Raw genomic sequence first — 17562 nt, forward strand, 5'->3', positions numbered from 1 at the left:
GTAGTTGTATGTTTGATGATCGTAAGACGTTTATACAATTAAGCAGTCTCTGCGCCGTATGCAACTGATAGTTTGAGCAATAATAAACACAAGTCTATGGGCAGCACCAGAGTGAGGTCTTCTCGAGTTTACTTATGAGTTTTATGGCTGTTGGACCCGCGATTCTGCCTCCTCCGGTTTCATTTTTGCGGCCACCCAGGCCAATTGCAACTACGGCATAGCTCTCTTTGGCCGATTCTGCCAGGATTGTGCCTGAGACCGATAAGCCCCAAACCACAGAGCGGTTAATACGTTTTGCATTGATTTTATGGCTCAGCAGGATCGATGTGGCTTTTTCAAAAAAGGCAACACAATCGATGTCCAGATTTTTTTCGACATATAAAAGAGTGATCGTGTGCTGGTCCTGACGTGCGAGGATGGAACCAACATGGGCAACGGCCCGGTAGCAGTTTTCTGAGCCATCTATACAGAGAAGAACATTTCTTCGCTTCGGGTCGGTGTCTGGACATATCCAGAATGGGGATACGCAGCTGCTTTCCCGGATCATTGCCTGAAACGTTTCATCAGAGGGACGGTCAAACATCCATTGCAGGAGATATGATGCACGTCTTCCGAGAACAATTGCATCATAATGCCCCTGTGCACATTCGGCGAGGATGTCTTTAACCTTACCTGCTTTTTCAGGGACTGTTTTTATGACGATATTCTCAGGAGGTACACTGCGATCCGTCAGTAATTGTTGCGCCTTTTGAATTGACAGTCGCGGGTCAAAGTCAGTGCTGACCGTGGCGGTTTCGTCCGATGATTCTGATTTTTCGGGGAAGGAGGGAGGAGCCTTTTGGGGGTTGTCTTTTGGGTAAATATGAAAAATTGTGAAACGCTTGTTAGAAATAGTATTGAAAAAGGTACAAAGAAAACGAACACCAGAAAGATGATCAATTTCGTTACTTATGGTAGCAAGAAAATGTCTTTCCATGATGTAATCCCCTTATAGATAGTGACCTTTGGCAAATCGCCAGATGAGCGGTTACCCTTCTCAGCATAAAGAAAATTCCTGTGCATCGATTCTTGTACATTGCCCTGGCTGACCTGTTCTTTTGCTGTCAGGTGAAAACATAGTCTTTAGGGACCACAACAATCCCGTGTTCGGAAATTGTAAACCGCTTTCGGTCCTGTGCTTCATCATAACCGATTCTTTCACCATCGGGGATTTTCACATTCTTGTCCACAATACAGTTGCGCAGCATGGCCCCGGCCCCGACATGAACATCACCAAAAATGATGGAGTTTGCAATGACGGCATTGTCCTCGATATGGATGTTTTGAAATAAAATACTGTGGCGGACATGGCCTCCCGATATGACAACTCCACTAGCCAGGATGGAGTTGACCAGGGAACCGTCTGATCCGGAATTTCCAGATGTTGTTCGCGCCGGAGGGCTTTGTGGCTGATAGGATCGTATCGTCCAGTCTTTCTGGTAGATGTCCAGCTGAGGCAGGGGTTCCAGCAGGTCCATGTTCGCCTGGTAATAGGCGTCTATTGTACCCACGTCCCGCCAATAGCGATCCTGACTGACCCTGCCCTGTGTATCGCCAAAGGTATATGCCTTGACGTTTTTATCTTCAATGAGCAGAGGTAGAATATCCTTGCCGAAATCATGGCCCGAGTCGTTGTTTATGTGATCGTCCCTGAGAACCTCGGTGAGCAGTTCAGCGGAAAAGATATACAGCCCCATGGATGCAAGTGCCTTGTCAGGATTGTTTGGCAGAGTGGTCGGTGCCTGGGGTTTTTCTTCAAAGGCGATAATCTGGCCGTCCTCTTTCGTGACAACCACTCCAAAGGCTTTGGCATCCTCAACCGGCACTTCCATGCAGGCAATGGTTACGTCAGCAGCCGTTTTCAGGTGGGACTCGAGCATCGCCGCATAGTCCATCCTGTAGATATGGTCACCGGAGAGAATCAGTACGTATTGAGAGTTACTCCGTTCCAGTAAATTCAGATTCTGATATATTGCGTCCGCTGTCCCCTTATACCAATCGTCTCCAGAATTCATCTGGGCGGGGACAGGTGTGATATAGGTTCCCAGTTCCGGATTAAAAATCGACCAGCCGTCCCGAAGATGCTTGTTCAGGGAGTGGGATTTGTATTGGGTCAGAACCAGAATTTTATGCAGACCGGAGTGGAGGCAATTGGTCAGGGTAAAATCTATGATTCGGTAACTGCCACCAAAAGGCACCGAAGGTTTTGACCGATTTGAGGTTAAAGGAGAAAGCCTGGAGCCAGCGCCTCCGGCCAGAATGAAGGTCATAGTTTGGTTGAGTGTCTTCATGCTTTTGTCTGTTACAGTTTTTTTGGTAACATTCACGTTGAATGCTCAAGGTGAATTCTTCCGTGTCTTGATCTTCTCCCTTCTCAAGGTTAACCGATACACCGTAGTTTACGCAATACGCTTCACCTTATCAGGTTGTAAAAACAGTAAAACCTCCTGCAAAGGCGGCGGGAAAATATTAACAATCCCATTTTAAGACAACTTCCAGTCCCCTGAAGAATCTTCCAGGTGGCATTATATTTCCTTTTTCTAAACGGACAGAATCGGAGATGTCTTCCAGAGTAGTGAGAGAGTCATTAATGAAAGACTCTTGTGGTCGTGTCGAAGGCAGGGCTGGTGTGTGCCAACATTTTCTCTGACTTTGTAAAGCTCACCCCGCAATCAAGGAGATTGGCGGGTACGACTGTTCCTGTTTGGTCAACCTAATATCTGCAATGAACTCATTCGTTCTTTTTCGCCTCTTTCTGTTGGTCCAAGAGTATAGCCGACAGCTACAGTGTCGGTAATCCATTTGAGGGAGTATCCATCTATTTGTGATCTTCAGTGAGGTAACATGCCAGCATTACAGGGGAAGCAGCGGGTGCCAATTTCGGGCAGATTCTGAGAAAGGGCCTCGGGTTCCGGAAAATAACCTCCTTGCCAGATCTGTTAGCATCTCTTGCTAATACTGGAGTAGTATAATATTGATTACCATAACTATAGAATAGGTTAAGATCTGAAATTTAGAAGAATAATATGTCAGAGGTGAGGGTGCCAGATGAGCAAAAGAATAAAAAACCCACCAGTTCTGCCCGTAATAGGCTGGCGGGAATGGGTTGCGCTTCCTGCAATGGATATAAACTCGATTAAGGTGAAGGTAGACTCTGGTGCGCGGTCGTCATCTTTACACGCCCATGACCTGAAGGTCTTTGAACGAGACGGGGCGCAGTGGGTACGCTTTAAGGTTCAACCGGTTCAGCGTTCGATTGCGAAGACTGTTGTCGTGGAAGCTGAGGTGTTTGAATTCCGGTCGGTTAAAAGTTCGAGCGGTGTGGCCAAAATGCGACCGGTTATTATTACCGAAGTAGAGTTACTGGGGAACCGATGGCCGGTTGAATTAACTCTTGCCAGTCGAGACGAAATGGGGTTTAGGATGTTGCTCGGTCGCGAGGCCTTCCGTGGACGATTTTTAGTCGATGGTGGCAACTCGTATTACGGGGGCAAACCCAAGGGCCGAAAAAAAATCAGCAGATCTCAGAAAAATAAGCCCGAATCAGAATTTGAAGGAACCCAATGAAACTTGCTATCCTCTCATGCAGTCCGAAAAGCTACAGCACTCGGAGGCTTCGCGAAGCAGCGATCCAACGTGGCCATAATGTTAAAGTCCTCAATACTCTCAAGTTTGCCATTGATCTCGAAGAGGGGGCCCCGGATCTGTATTACCGGCAGAAACGCCTTTCGCTTTACGATGCTGTGTTACCTAGAATTGGTGCATCGGTTACCTATTATGGTACTGCGGTGGTACGTCAGTTTGAGCAAATGGATGTGTTTTGTGCCAACTCATCCGCCAGTATTTTGAGTTCAAGAGATAAACTGCGGAGTTTACAAATACTCAGTCGACATCATATTGGGATTCCTCAGACGACATTTGTCAGAGATAAAAAAGATGTTCTTCCTGCAATAGCACGGGTTGGTGGTGCTCCTGTTGTTATTAAATTAATTGAAGGAACACAGGGTATAGGTGTGATCCTGGCCAATTCAATCAGTACTGCAGCAGGTATTGTCGAGTTGTTGCAGAGCCAGAAACAGAGTGTTCTGATTCAGAAGTTTGTCAAAGAAAGCAAGGGCAGAGATATCCGTGCATTTGTTGTCGGTGACCGGGTTGTTGGTGCAATGCGCCGTGTGGCCCAGGGGCAGGAATTTCGCAGTAATGTCCACAGAGGTGGAGTGACAGAACCCGTCATCCTCGATGAAGTGTACAGGGAAACTGCGGTGCGGGCAGCCCAGATTCTTGGACTTCGTGTGGCGGGTGTCGATCTTCTAGAGGGGAAAGATGGTCCTCAAATCATGGAAGTTAATTCTTCCCCGGGGCTTGAAGGCATAGAAGGTTGCACTCAACTGGATATTGCCGGTGCCATCATAGATTATTTAGCAGCCCAGGTGAATTTTCCGGAGATAGACCTCAGGCAACGGCTCACCGTCAGCAGTGGTTATGGTGTTGCAGAAATACATATCCCTGAAGGTTCTGAATATATTGGTACGACGATTCTCGAGTCCGGTTTGCGGGCAAAAGATATCGTTGTCTTGACCCTGCATCGCCACACAAAAGTGATACCTAATCCGCGAGCGAATCGCGAATTACTGGCAGGTGACCGTCTCCTCTGTTTTGGTAAGCTCGATCTGATGCGTGATATGACGCCTGCAACGGTTCGTCGTAAGAGACGGCCGAAGGTGAAAGGGCTTCCCGATTTACCTGTAGCAGATGAGGTTTATAAAGAAACGGGGAAAGTGGAACCCATAGCAATCCCTGCTGAAAAAACGGGCAATGAGCATGAATAAACCCAGAATGAAAAAATCAATTGCAGATTGGTTTGGTGAACACATTGAACCGGGTGAATCACGTGATGTCAGCCTGGCCGTTGGTGAAAGTTACAGCGGCATGACAGTACAGATTCAGCTGCATATTAAACGAGCCATAGAAGATGGACCTGTGGTCTTTGTGACGGCGGCGTTGCACGGGGATGAAATCAATGGCTGCGGGGCTGTACGCCAGATAATCCTGGATAACGATCTTCAGTTACTCAGAGGCGCTCTTATTCTTGTGCCTGTTCTCAATCTGCCAGCCTTTGATCGCCATTCACGTTATTTGCCGGATCGCCGTGACCTGAACCGCTCATTTCCAGGGACGGCTGATGGAAGTCTTGCCAGCCGGATGGCGTATACAATTTTCAACGAGATTGTCATGCGATGCGACTATGGAATCGATCTGCATACCGCCTCTGTTCGTCGTACCAACTACCCGACCATTCGAGGTGATCTGAAGAATCAGGAGGTCCGCAGCATCGCCGAGGTATTTGGCACAGAATTGATAATGAATGGGGAAGGTCCCAAAGGTTCATTGCGCCGGGAAGCGACAAAAGCCGGCTGCCCGACCATTATTATGGAAGGTGGTGAAATATGGAAAGTTGAGCCGGGAATCGTTGAGACAACGGTTCGAGGCATTAAAAACATCCTTTGTAAACTAAAAATGCTGGATACTGTTTCAGAGGCGCCACCGTATCAAATCATCATAGAGAAATCGAAGTGGATACGGGCGGAACACGGTGGCTTCCTGCATTTTCATATCCAACCGGGTGATTTGGTCGAAAAAGGGCAAACCTTGACGACAAATACGACGCTACTAGGTGCGGAACAAGGCCGACTGTACGCGCCTTTTAATGGAGTGGTTATGGGTATGACTAGTCTGCCATCTATTAGTCCCGGCGAACCTATCTGTCATCTTGGTGAATTGCCCCAGAGATATTGTCCTGCTACCCTTACAAAGCTGCGCGAAAAAAAACAGGGTCTTGAGCAACAGGTACTGGAAGAACTGGGATCGAGTTTGCTGGTTGTCGAGCCTTCTGAGGTGGCAGGAAAACAGTAAAAAAAGTGATTTCCCGGGAATCCGGGAAATCACCAGAAGCACATCACTTCTCTTTTTCTATAAGTCCTTTTACAAACCAGCGCTGCATCGACAGCACCACCATAACAGGAGGGAGCATGACAAGGAGGGCGGCACTCAAGGCCACATTCCATTCGGGCAGATCATCTGCCTGGGGAATAAGGTCCTGCAGGCCGATGACGGCCGTGGTCATGTCCGGATTGGTGGTAATGAGCAGAGGCCAGAGATACTGGTTGTAGCCGTAGACAAACTCGATCACGATAAGCGCTGCAATGTTTGTCGTTGAGAGCGGCAGGAGTATCTTTCTGAAAAACGTCATAGCGCTGGCGCCATCCATCTTGGCCGCCTCGCAGAGTTCTTCCGGGACGGTTAGAAAGAACTGTCTGAATAAGAAGGTACAGGTGGCCGAGGCCACGAGTGGCAGAATCAGACCGGTATAGCTGTCGAGCAGTGACCAGTTGAGGTTCAACTCAAAATCATTGCCGGTAAACCAGCTGACCAGGCCGTTGAGATGGAGAAAGTCCCAGGTGGCCTGCATTGGTCCGAGCACGTTGGCGGCAACTTCATAGGTTGGCATAATTCGTACTTCAACCGGTAGCATCAGGGTACAGAAAACCGAGGCAAAAGCCACAACTCTTAAACGGTAGTCAAAGTAGACAATGGAAAATGCACCGATAATGGAGATGGCGATTTTGCCAAAGGTAATTCCAGTTGCCATCACAAAGGAGTTGAAGATCTGATTGCCGAGGTTTCCCCTTGACCAGGCCTCTGTCATGTTGGTGATAAACTGATCACCCGGTATGAGCGGCATGGGAACCTTGGACACCTCTTCCAATGGAAGTGTTGCGGCAATCAGGCTGTAAATCATTGGAAATCCAACGATGAGGATACCAACCATCAAAAAAATGTAAGTGAAAGTATCTAAAATGGGTGTTTTTTCAACCATAGCGCCTAACCAGTATATTGGACCTTTTTCTCAACGTATTTAAACTGTAGAACCGTAATAATTACGATCAGGGACATGAGTACAACGGATTGCGCCGAAGACGAACCGAGGTTAAGACCGACAAAGCCGTCCTGATATACTTTATATACAAGGATGTTTGTAGAGCCTCCAGGGCCACCCTGGGTCACTGTATGGATCACACCAAAGGTCTCAAAAAAAGAATAGATAATATTCATGACCGACAAAAAGAAGAACGTCGGTGACAGCAGGGGAAAGGTAATAGCCCAGAATCTTTTCAGTGGGCTCGCCCCGTCAATTGCCGCCGCTTCAATAAGAGACTTTGGCACTGCCTGAAGGCCAGCCATGAAAAACACGAAATTATAACTGATCTGTTTCCAGGCGGCGGCGATGGTAATCATTACCATGGCATCGCCTCCTTTGAGGACCGGATTCCAGTCCACCCCAAACCATGACTTGATCGCAAGTGCTACAATGCCGTATGAAGGATGGAGAAGAAAGAGCCAGAGGATCCCTGAAATTGCAGGTGCAACTGCGTAGGGCCAGATCAACAGTGTTCTTACCAGTGCGGTTGCTTTGAGCGCCCGGTTTGCCATGGTCGCAATGAAAAGACCAAAAGCTATAGAGACGGATGCTACGGCAAGACTGAATGTAAATGTTATGAGAATGGATTTCAGGTATAAAGGGTCTGTGAAGATTTCTATGTAATTATAGAACCAGACAAATTTACTGCTCCTGCCAAATGGATCGCTGAGAAGAAAGGACTGGAGGAGTCCTTGCACCGCCGGCCAGTAAAAAAAAGTCAGAGTAATGATAACCTGGGGCAGTATCAGCAGATATGGCAGATATGAAGCTTTGAACGTTGATCGTTTAATCATATCTTTTGACTCAGTAAGAGTCCCCTTGATGTCAGGGGACTCTGTATTGGCTGTAGTTTAGTTGTAGGTTTTCTCAAAGGTCCGGAGCTGGATATTGCTTCTGCTGACCGCGTTATCCAGGGCCTCTTGAGCCGTTTTTTTACCGTTCCAGACGAGTTCGAGTTCCTCGTTGATGATATTTCTAATCTGGACAAAGTAACCTAAACGAAGACCGCGGGAAATTTCCGTCGGGTTGGCACGGTTGAGCTGGTCAATACCAACAGCCTGCAGAGGATTCTCTTTGTAGTATCCTTCTTCCTTAAGGGCATTGTATGCGTTAAGGGTGATAGGAAAATATCCGGTTTCTTTATGCCAGTAACTCTGCATGTCGTTGCTTGCAAGAAACTTTAAAAATGCTGCCACACCTTCATACTCTTTTTTCGTGTGTCCCGTCAGAACCCAGAGAGAAGCGCCACCGATAATGCTGTTCTGTGGGCTCTTCATCGATGCTTCAACTGGAAGGGGGGCAACATCCCATTTGAAATCATTGACCGATGATTTGAGTTTTGCAATACCACTGACAGAATCCATGTAGACGGCGGCATTTTGAGCAATAAACTCAGATTTTGGACCCTGGTATTTCTGGCCACCATACATGAATCTCTTATCTGTAGCCCATTCTTTAAGCTGGTTGATGTGAGCCACAACCTGTGGGTTGTTAATCAGCAGTTCACAGTCGAGTCCCTGATACCCATTTGCTTTGCTGGCAAATGGAATGTTGTGGATAGCACTGTAGTTTTCGACCTGTATCCATGACTGCCAGGCACTGACCATACCGTATGGAGCGATACCCTCATCAACGAGTTTTTTGGTGATCTCCCCGAGTTGATCCCAGGTGATGGGTTCAGTTTTTGAAAGAGGCGCAATCCCGGCCTTTTCAAACATGGAAGCATTGTAATACATGATTGGGGTGGATGAGTTGAAAGGCATGGACATCAAATTGCCATCCGCATCCATATAGTAGGAGAGCACTGCCTGGAGGTAATTTGACCAGTCAATGACGTTTCCGGTCTCTGCCATGAGTTTGTGAACAGGGTAGATGGCGCCTGAGAGCATCATCGTCTGGGTGCCAACTTCGAAAACCTGGAGGAGGTGGGGTTGTTTTTTTGCTCTGAATGCTGCAACACCGGCATTCATGACTTCATCGTAATCGCCTTTGTTGGTGCCCACGACAACATATTCAGTCTGAGACTCATTAAATTTTTGAATCATTGTGTCGACAACTTCCCCTCTGGCACTTCTCATTGCATGCCACCAGTTGATGGTTACTGGTTTTGCAAAAACCGCTGCGGGAAAGCTAAGGCAGATTCCTACGACTACTACCATAGCCAATCGATTCAATTTCATGGTTTTCCTCCTAAGTGATTTGAATAAACTTCCCTTGATTAGGGTGCCCAAAAGCTACAAAAACGTACTGCAATTGTATGATGAAATAGTAGGTATGAGAATGAGAGTCAAGGTAAAAAAGATTATAAAAAAGTATTGTACTCTTAAAACATATGATGTTTTTTGATGGAGTTAGAGTGTAATAAAAATTTTATTCGATTTTAGCATAACGGTGACTTCAAAAATGACAGAACTGCGATTTAAGAATGTGATAAAGCGATACGGTAAGGTTGAGGTTGTTCATGGGATTAATCTTGAAGTGGCCGACAAAGAATTTCTCGTGCTGGTTGGTCCGTCAGGATGCGGAAAGTCAACGTTGCTTCGGATGATTGCGGGGCTTGAAGAAATTTCCGAGGGTACTATCTCCATGGGAGACAAGGTCATTAACGATATTGACCCAAAGGATCGGGGCCTGGCCATGGTTTTTCAGAACTATGCACTGTACCCCCACATGAACGTCTATGAAAACATGGCATTTGGGCTGCGTCAAAGGAAAACACCCAAAGACGAGATTCAGGAGCGGGTTGAAAGTGTCGGCGAGATATTAGGTCTTCAAGATCTACTGCAGCGCAAACCCCACGAGCTCTCTGGTGGGCAGCGTCAGCGGGTTGCCATGGGCCGGGCGATGGTGCGAAAGCCTGACGTCTTTCTCTTTGATGAACCTCTGTCAAACCTCGATGCGAAGCTACGTATCCAGATGAGAGCTGAGATCAAGTTGCTCCATCAACGAGTAAATTCAACGATGGTTTATGTCACCCACGACCAGATTGAGGCGATGACCCTTGCCGATAGAATTGTCGTTTTAAAAGACGGGTATATTGAACAGGTGGGAACACCGCTGGAGCTGTTTTTAAAACCGGCCAATGTTTTTGTCGCAGGTTTTATCGGCACGCCACCTATGAATCTGATCGAATGCCGTATCGAGAAGGAGGGACAGCAGGATTGGCTGGTATTTCCAGCTGGTCTCCGTATCCCTGTGCCAGCAAGAGATGACTCTAAAATTAAAGACAGGCAAGATGTTGTTATGGGGATCCGTACCGAAGAGATTACGCTGACCACGGATGAGAGTTCCATGCCACCGGAGTGGATTTTTCCCGGTACCGTAAAAGTTGTCGAGCCTCTTGGTAATGAAAATCATCTCCATGTGGACATTCACGGAGAATCCTTTGTTGCCCGTTGTGAAGGACGAAAGATCGTCAAGGCCGGTGATGCAATCAACGTTGCCTTCAATCTTGAACAACTCCACATCTTTGATGCACAGACAACGAAGGTCATCTATCAGGGTAACTGACAGTGATGTTGATCCTTTTTCACCACTTTTGAGCCTTTCTTTGCAGGATAGCCGGAGTTAACTATCCTGCAAAGAAAGGTGCAGCTTCCTGGGGAGAGCTGTAGAGATTTTAAATATTGTGTATCAGGTAGCCACCATCCACAGGAATTGATACCCCGGTTATAAAGCCTGCCGCGGCCTCACTTGCAAGAAAAACCGTGGTGCCGGCAAGTTCAGAAACATCACCGAAACGGCCATAGGGGGTGTGGGCGATCACTGATTTTCCGCGTGCCGTATACTCCCCGGTTTTCTGGTCAACCAGAAGAGCCTTGTTCTGTTTACCCAGGAAAAATCCTGGGGCTATTGCATTGACACGAATGCCGTATCTGGCAAATTCATTTGCAGATGCCATGGTAAGGTTTAAGGTTGCCGCCTTGGCCGCATCATAGGCCCACACTCCTGACAGTGGATTGTATGAGGCCATGGAGGTCAGATTGATGATGGATCCCTTTATTTCTTTCTCGATCCAGTATGCCGCGACAATTTTGGTGGGTATCATTAGCCCTGCCACAAGGTTCATGTGGAGGACCTTTTGGAAGGTCTCCATGTCGGTGTCCACAAAGGCAGATTTGCCAATATTACCGCCAACCCCGTTGATCAGGATGTCTACTTTTCCAAAGTGTGCGTCTGCCTCTTTGAGCGCCTTCTCCACCTGTGCCTCAACGCCTGCGTCAACCCGGCTTGCAAAGACTTTTCCTTCCGCGCCTTCAATTGCGTTGAGGTGGCTGCTGGCCGCATCAATGGACTCCTGCGAACGGCTCCACACGACGACATTTGCTCCTGCTCTCAGCAAGGCTTCAGACATCACAAGGCCAATGGCACCGGCGCCGCCGGAGATAATTGCTGTCTTGCTGTCGAGGTTAAACATCTTTTCTAAATAACTCATAGTTCTCCTTTTCCCATTTATCCTGTCGGTTGTCGTGATAGTAATTTTGCCCACAGTATGTAGTTAAACTACTTTAGCTGCTCTGCCAATGCTTTTGTGCCTGATTCCTGAACATAACAATAATGCTGCTGTAACTTTTCTGTAATAATTACCATTGGTTTGTCACAATCTGCGATGAGAATTATTCTTTTCGCCCAAAAAAGCGGTTGAAGTGAGTAGCAAAACAACAAAAAGCTTGACGATGTCACCTTTCTAGTAGTATTACTACGAAAAATATAAGGATACTGTTATGAGCGAAGACCTGCTGAAGAAAATCACGGAATTGATCGGAGAGCTGAATCCCTCAGAAATGAAGGTTGCCAGGTGTGTTCTCTCCAGGCCAACGGAGGTTGTCAGCCAGAGTATTGCCAGTCTTGCCGCGGCTTCGCGGGTAAGTGAGCCGACGGTTATGCGTTTTTGCCGGTCCATTGGCTGTAAAGGATATCAGGATTTCAAGCTTGAACTTGCAGTCGCTCTTGCAGGTAACACTCCCTACGTACACACCTCAATTACCCAGAAAGACACCACCTCTCAGATGGCGGAAAAGATCTGTCATTACTCTTCAAATTCTCTGCGCGTCCTTGCTGAGTCCCTTGATATGGACGCTCTGGAAAGGGCTATTCATATTCTTAATAATGCCGGACGAATAGAGATATACGGATCCGGAGCATCCGGGATCGTGGCCCTTGACGCACAGCACAAGCTGTTTCGGACAAAGGTGCCAACGGTTGCCTATCGTGACAGTCATCTGCAGATGATGTCTGCCTCAAGCCTGGATGAAAATTGTGTTGCCCTGGCATTTTCCTATACGGGACGTTCTTTAAATATCATTGAAGCTGCTAAACTTGCACGGCAGCGGGGTGCTGTGGTCGTTGGGGTGACGGACAAGGATTCTCCGCTTGCCGAGTATTGTGATCCTGTGATCAATAATCCCAATATAGAAGACACCGTGCTTTTTTCTCCAATGGTGTCCCGAATATGTCAGCTCGCCATTGTTGATATTCTGGCGACGGGAATTGCCATGGAAAAAGGGCTGGCTGCCTGGGAGCATTTGAAGAAAATCAAGGAAAGTGTGAGATCCTTTCGGCCAACGGGTTGTGACAATAAAAGTATTATTTAGGAACAAGGAGATTGAAATGAGTTTTTCTACAGCCCTGATTGGCGAGTGTATGATTGAGCTGCAGGAGATAGAGCCCGGTGTGACCAAGCAGACCTTTGGTGGGGATACTCTCAATACCGCCATATACATGGCCAGGCTGGCCCGTTTTTTCCCTGTTAAGGTGGATTATGTCACAGCCCTTGGCGTTGACACGTTTAGCGACAGAATGGTGGCCTTCTGGGAGAAAGAGGGAGTCGGCAGTGAGCTTGTACTCCGTGAGCAAGGACAGTCTCCAGGTCTTTATTATATCCAACTTGATGAAAATGGGGAGCGGCATTTCAGTTACTGGCGCAGTGAGGCGGCCGCCAAGAAGTGTTTTGAATACGAAAAAAGCGAGATGATCCTGTCCCGGCTTGGGGAGTACGATGTGATCTATCTCAGCGGTATCAGTATTGCGATACTCACCTCAAAAAGCCGTACGCGTCTTTTTCAAAGGCTTGCGGAACTCTGCGCATCTGGGACGAAAATCGTCTTTGACTACAATTACCGGCCCCATCTGTGGAAAAATGCGGCAGCGGGTAAGGAAGCGTATGAGTCCATTCTTTCGTGGTGCGATACGGTGTTTGTGGGGCTTGATGAACTGAAAGCAATTCATGGTGTTGCTACTACTCTTGCGGGGCACAGGTTTCTTGCGGAAAAAGGTGTTCGGGAGTCGGTGGTGAGGAGTGGCGCTGAGCCCTGCTCTATTTTTGTGGCGGGTCAGCACTATGAAATAGCCCCGGAAAAAGTTGCCAGGGTGGTTGATACCACTGCTGCAGGAGACAGCTTCAGTGGTGCCTATATGGTTGCCAGGAATTCGGGGTGCAATGTCGAGAAGGCCGCCCGAGTAGCCCACCGCATGGCTGCGTATGTAATTGGACATAAAGGAGCTATTGCTCCACTGGATGCCATGCCTGACTTTGATGCAGTGTCATAGGGCAGGTTTACCGATAATTTGGGCTGATTGTATTGAAATAAAGGGGATGATATGGCCGATGTGTTAGTGCAGGAAAAGGAGTTAAGGGCGATCGTGGAGGAGAGGCTGACTGAGGCCGGGTTGAATATACCCCATGCCAAAATGGTCGCTGATGTTCTCGTTCATGCGGATCTGAGAGGGGTACGTTCCCACGGTGTTATCCGTACCGAGCATTATGTCACCCGGCTCAAAGGTGGCACCCTCAATACCAATCCAACCTTTACCGTGAAGGAGGTTCGCTCAGGTGCCGCGGTTTTGAATGCCGATGCGGGGATGGGCCATGTCGCCTGTTATGAGGCGATGGATAAGGCTATTGAGATGTCTGAGAAGTCCGGCATCGCCATGGTTGGTGTGGAAAACGGCAGCCATTGCGGTGCACTTTCCTATTTTGTGCTTCAGGCTGTGGCAAAAGACAAGATAGGTATTGCGGTGACTCAGACGGATAAGTGTGTTGCACCCTTTGGAGGGGCAAAGGCGTTTTTTGGAACCAATCCAATTGCCTTTGGATTTCCCGGAGATAAACACCCGCCGGTTGTCCTTGATATGGCAACCAGCAATGTCGCTTTGGGCAAGATCCTCCACGCAAAAGAGCAGGGCACGTCTATCCCCGCTGACTGGGGTATTGATGGAGAAGGCAAGCCTACGACGGACCCCCATAAGGTAGAGGCGCTGGCACCTTTTGGCGGGCATAAAGGTTATGGACTTGCTCTGGTCATTGACGTGCTCACTGGGGTTCTGATGAACGCCAAGTACGGCCCGCACATTCACGCTATGTACGGAGATTACGATAAACCCCGGGAGCTTGCCAGTCTGATGATTGCCATTGACCCCGCTACCTTCAGCAGCACTGAAAGATTCAAGGCACAGATGGATGCAATGGTTGATGATCTTCACGCCCAGCCGGCCAGCCCGGGATTTGAACAGGTCTATGCGCCGGGTGAGCTGGAACTCATGCGTGAAAAAGCCAATCGAATAGATGGAGTCCCCGTCGTCGATACAATTTATAACTGGCTGCGCACGGGTGCCTGAGAGGCCTTGATGGAAAGTTTTTAAATGAGCACTGCCTGGGTGTTGCACTCAGGCAGTGCATAACATGGATGAAGCAATGCAAATTTTGAAAAACACCTGGCACAGGATCAATAACCTTGTGGCCTTCATTGAAAGGTGGACGTTGACCATCTTGTTTGTTGGGATGCTGGTTTGTGGAGCCTTGCAGATTGTTACTCGTTTTATTCTTCACACTCCAATTCCCTGGTCGGAAGAATTGCTGACCTATTCTTTTGTCTGGACAAGTTTTATCGGTGCCAGTCTTGCAATAAACAGCCTTGCCCACTTTAATGTTGATTGTTTTGTGGTTCGTCTGCCAACCTATCTGTCCCACCCGCTTCTGTATATTGTCTGGTCTATCATGGCCGTGTTCACTGTTTTTCTTTGCTGGAAAGGGGTCGTCCTGACCCAGGTGAATGTCTATCAGAGCATGGATGTTCTACCCGTCTCAATGATGTGGGCATACCTGGCCTTGCCGGTCTCTGCGGCATTCATGTTCATACATACTGTAGAGAGGTTGTTGCTCGGTGATTTTCTCCCCCATATGCGAGTGATGGTTCCCGTAATTATTTCAGAAGATGGAGCGTGACAGGTTATGGCAACTTCTCTTTTTTTAATCTTTATTTCATTTTTATTGCTGCAGATGCCAGTTTCTTTCTGTCTGGCCATCTCAACTGTGCTTGCGATGTATCTGGTCAGCGACATTGACACCATAGCCATTGTTTTGAAGCTTTTTCGTGCAAGTGGAAATTACCATCTTATTGCCGTGCCGTTTTTTATTCTGGCGGGTGGCTTCATGGAATCGGGTGGTATCTCCAGGCGACTTGTGAATTTTGCCTCAAACCTTATCGGTCATGTGCGTGGCGGCCTTGCAAATGCCAGTGTTACCGCTGCCATGTTTTTTGCCGGAATCTCAGGCGCAGCAGCGGCTGATACTGCAGCGGTGGGCAGCTTGCTCATTCCGGCTATGAAACGCAAAGGATACGGCTCTGATATTGCCACGTCGGTGATGGCGACAGCGGGGTCCATAGGTATCATTATTCCACCGAGTATTCCCATGATTATTCTGGGGGTCACGGCCAGTGTCTCCATTGGTGGCCTGTTTATGGGCGGAGTGCTTCCTGGAATCCTGATGGGTTGTGCACTCATGGTAGTTAACTATTTTTACTGTAAGGTTCGCAATATAGAGCCTGAACCACGGGTCCCCATGGGGCAGTTGTTGCGCTCCCTGGTTGATTCCATTCTCGCCATCATCACTGTGGTGATCATTGTGGGTGGTATCGTTGGTGGTATCTTTACTGCAACGGAGGCCTCGGTCGTTGCGGCTATCTATGCCTTTATTGTCGGTTTTTTCGTTTATAAAGAACTGACCTTAAAAGACCTGCCGGGTATTTTCGTCAAGAGTGCAGTGACCACCGGAGTGGTTGTTTTTACTGTTGCGGCGGCGTCGGGGTTTGGCTGGATTCTCACGGCTGAGAACATCCCGGTGATGATTGCCGAGTTTGTCATTTCTCTTTCTGAGCAGAAATGGGTCATTTTCCTGATGCTCAATGCACTGTTTCTGGTAATGGGCACCTTTCTTGATCCTTCAGCGATTATTATCATCATTGTACCCATCGTCTGGCCCATTATCATGAAGCTTGGTATTGAGCCCATTCATTTTGGCATTGCAATGATTGTTAATATGGCAATCGGCCAATGTACACCTCCTGTTGGCATCGCTCTCTTTGTCGCTTCCGGGATCTCGGGAATATCTCTCAATGAAGTCCTTGGCTGTTACTGGAAGTATCTGTTGGCAATGGTGACAGTGTTGCTTCTGGTGATATTTTTTCCATTTTTCTCCACATGGCTTCCAACCATGGCGGGGTATATTCAAACCAATTAAAGGAGTTTACGATGAAAAAAAGTCTATTGTTGGCGATGGCTTTTGTGTTACTGGCATCTATCGGTAATGCAAAGCCGATTGTGTTGAAAGCAACCAACACCCTTGGTGAGGATCATCCGATGACCATGGCGCTGCGATTTATGAGTACAGAGATTGACAAGCGTACCAATGGTGAAGTGAAAATGGATGTATATCCCAACAGTCAGTTGGGTGGTAACAAAGAGATGGTAGAGGGCGTTGTACTTGGTACTGTTGATATTGCCCAGCAATTTGCAGGAACTTTTTCTTCCTACGTTCCTGAAATGGAAATTCTGGTACAGCCTTTTCTTTTCAAATCTGAAGAGGGACTGTTCAAGGCGCTGAACGGCAAGGCAGGCGAGATTCTTGCCGAATCACTTGAGAAAAAAGGTTTTGTTCCACTTACCTACTTCTACGGCGGTTCTCGATCTTTTATCAATAACGAACGTCCAATTAACACCGTTGAAGACCTTAAAGGTCTGAAGATCCGGGTTATTGGAGTTACAACTGTTATCAACGCAATCAATCAGATGGGTGCCATTGCCACTCCAATGAATCAGTCTGATGTCTACAGTGCACTGCAGCAGGGCGTACTCGATGGTTGGGAAAATAGCCCGGTAACCCTCTATTCTTTAAAGCTTTACGAGCAGAGCAAGTATTTTTCCTATTCCCGCCATCTTATGACCCCGGATCTTGTTGCACTTTCTAAGGTAAGTGCAAAAAAAATGGGTGAGAAAAACCTGGCTATTTTAAAGGAAGTCGCCCTTGAGGCAAGCGCTCTTGAGCGTAAACTGTGGGCTGAAAATGAAGGCAAGATGGTACAGGAGATGACAGAAAAAGGTTGGGTGGAATTTAACGAAATTAAAGACATCACTCCTTTTGCCGAAGCGACCAGAAACCTTCTTGATGAGTATCAGGCCAAATTTAAGAACGGCCTTGTTGACCTGATTCTGGCGGATCAATAACAAAATCGGCAGGTAATGTACTGTGGCTCACCCAAGGAGGT

Annotated in this window: 16 protein-coding genes; 10 read left to right on the forward strand and 6 right to left on the reverse strand. The window is 47.7% G+C overall.

Annotated features, from left to right (window positions below; genetic code table 11):
• Positions 1-94: 94 nt before the first annotated feature.
• Entirely contained in the window at positions 95-976 is an 882-nt protein-coding gene (locus FCL48_RS19010) for a universal stress protein (protein ID WP_136874581.1), read from the reverse strand.
• Positions 977-1103: 127 nt separating this feature from the next.
• Positions 1104-2330, reverse strand: a complete 1227-nt coding sequence (glgC, locus tag FCL48_RS19015; RefSeq protein WP_136874583.1) for a glucose-1-phosphate adenylyltransferase — start codon at positions 2328-2330, stop codon at positions 1104-1106.
• Between the two features lie 757 nt (positions 2331-3087).
• Here glgC and FCL48_RS19020 point away from each other — a divergent pair.
• The 3 genes from FCL48_RS19020 to FCL48_RS19030 are packed head-to-tail and all read left to right on the forward strand — an operon-like array spanning position 3088 to position 5952.
• The gene (locus tag FCL48_RS19020; RefSeq protein WP_136874585.1) at positions 3088-3606 is read left to right on the forward strand and encodes a RimK/LysX family protein; all 519 of its coding nucleotides are present in this window, start codon (positions 3088-3090) and stop codon (positions 3604-3606) included.
• The gene (locus tag FCL48_RS19025; RefSeq protein ID WP_136874587.1) at positions 3603-4868 is read left to right on the forward strand and encodes a RimK family alpha-L-glutamate ligase; all 1266 of its coding nucleotides are present in this window, start codon (positions 3603-3605) and stop codon (positions 4866-4868) included. The genes FCL48_RS19020 and FCL48_RS19025 overlap by 4 nt, the downstream gene beginning before the upstream one ends.
• Positions 4861-5952, forward strand: coding sequence for a succinylglutamate desuccinylase/aspartoacylase family protein (locus FCL48_RS19030; RefSeq protein ID WP_136874589.1), 1092 nt, complete (start codon positions 4861-4863; stop codon positions 5950-5952). Before FCL48_RS19025 ends, FCL48_RS19030 begins: the two co-directional genes overlap by 8 nt.
• A 43-nt stretch (positions 5953-5995) precedes the next feature.
• Here FCL48_RS19030 and FCL48_RS19035 read toward each other — a convergent pair whose 3' ends face one another.
• The 3 genes from FCL48_RS19035 to ugpB are packed head-to-tail and all read right to left on the reverse strand — an operon-like array spanning position 5996 to position 9198.
• Positions 5996-6916: an ABC transporter permease subunit gene (locus FCL48_RS19035; protein WP_136874591.1), complete on the reverse strand. Its 921-nt coding sequence runs from the start codon at positions 6914-6916 to the stop codon at positions 5996-5998.
• Positions 6917-6921: 5 nt separating this feature from the next.
• Positions 6922-7812 carry an ABC transporter permease subunit gene (locus FCL48_RS19040; RefSeq protein ID WP_136874593.1) on the reverse strand — a complete coding sequence of 297 codons (891 nt, stop codon included), beginning with the start codon at positions 7810-7812 and terminating at the stop codon, positions 6922-6924.
• 57 nt (positions 7813-7869) lie between these two features.
• Complete coding sequence (ugpB, locus tag FCL48_RS19045) at positions 7870-9198, reverse strand: sn-glycerol-3-phosphate ABC transporter substrate-binding protein UgpB (protein ID WP_136874595.1); 1329 nt, start codon at positions 9196-9198, stop codon at positions 7870-7872.
• Positions 9199-9421: 223 nt separating this feature from the next.
• Between ugpB and FCL48_RS19050 the strand changes: the two genes are divergently transcribed.
• Positions 9422-10528, forward strand: a complete 1107-nt coding sequence (locus FCL48_RS19050) for an ABC transporter ATP-binding protein (RefSeq protein ID WP_136874597.1) — start codon at positions 9422-9424, stop codon at positions 10526-10528.
• Between the two features lie 109 nt (positions 10529-10637).
• Here FCL48_RS19050 and FCL48_RS19055 read toward each other — a convergent pair whose 3' ends face one another.
• A complete protein-coding gene (locus FCL48_RS19055) occupies positions 10638-11453 on the reverse strand; it encodes an SDR family NAD(P)-dependent oxidoreductase (RefSeq protein WP_136874598.1) in 816 nt (271 codons plus the stop codon).
• Positions 11454-11742: 289 nt separating this feature from the next.
• On the opposite strand from FCL48_RS19055, the gene FCL48_RS19060 reads away from it, so the two are divergent.
• From FCL48_RS19060 to FCL48_RS19085, 6 genes are all read left to right on the forward strand, one after another.
• Positions 11743-12612, forward strand: a complete 870-nt coding sequence (locus tag FCL48_RS19060) for an SIS domain-containing protein (RefSeq protein WP_136874600.1) — start codon at positions 11743-11745, stop codon at positions 12610-12612.
• Positions 12613-12628: 16 nt separating this feature from the next.
• Positions 12629-13567, forward strand: coding sequence for a sugar kinase (locus FCL48_RS19065; protein ID WP_136874602.1), 939 nt, complete (start codon positions 12629-12631; stop codon positions 13565-13567).
• 51 nt (positions 13568-13618) lie between these two features.
• On the forward strand, positions 13619-14635 hold the full coding sequence (allD, locus tag FCL48_RS19070; protein ID WP_136874604.1) for an ureidoglycolate dehydrogenase: 1017 nt from the start codon (positions 13619-13621) through the stop codon (positions 14633-14635).
• A 76-nt stretch (positions 14636-14711) separates the two neighbouring features.
• On the forward strand, positions 14712-15242 hold the full coding sequence (locus tag FCL48_RS19075) for a TRAP transporter small permease (protein WP_169309284.1): 531 nt from the start codon (positions 14712-14714) through the stop codon (positions 15240-15242).
• Between the two features lie 6 nt (positions 15243-15248).
• The gene (locus FCL48_RS19080; protein ID WP_136874607.1) at positions 15249-16538 is read left to right on the forward strand and encodes a TRAP transporter large permease; all 1290 of its coding nucleotides are present in this window, start codon (positions 15249-15251) and stop codon (positions 16536-16538) included.
• Between the two features lie 11 nt (positions 16539-16549).
• Positions 16550-17521, forward strand: coding sequence for a TRAP transporter substrate-binding protein (locus FCL48_RS19085; RefSeq protein WP_169309285.1), 972 nt, complete (start codon positions 16550-16552; stop codon positions 17519-17521).
• Positions 17522-17562: the final 41 nt, after the last annotated feature.

This window comes from Desulforhopalus sp. IMCC35007 (assembly GCF_005116575.1).
GTDB lineage: Bacteria > Desulfobacterota > Desulfobulbia > Desulfobulbales > Desulfocapsaceae > Desulforhopalus_A.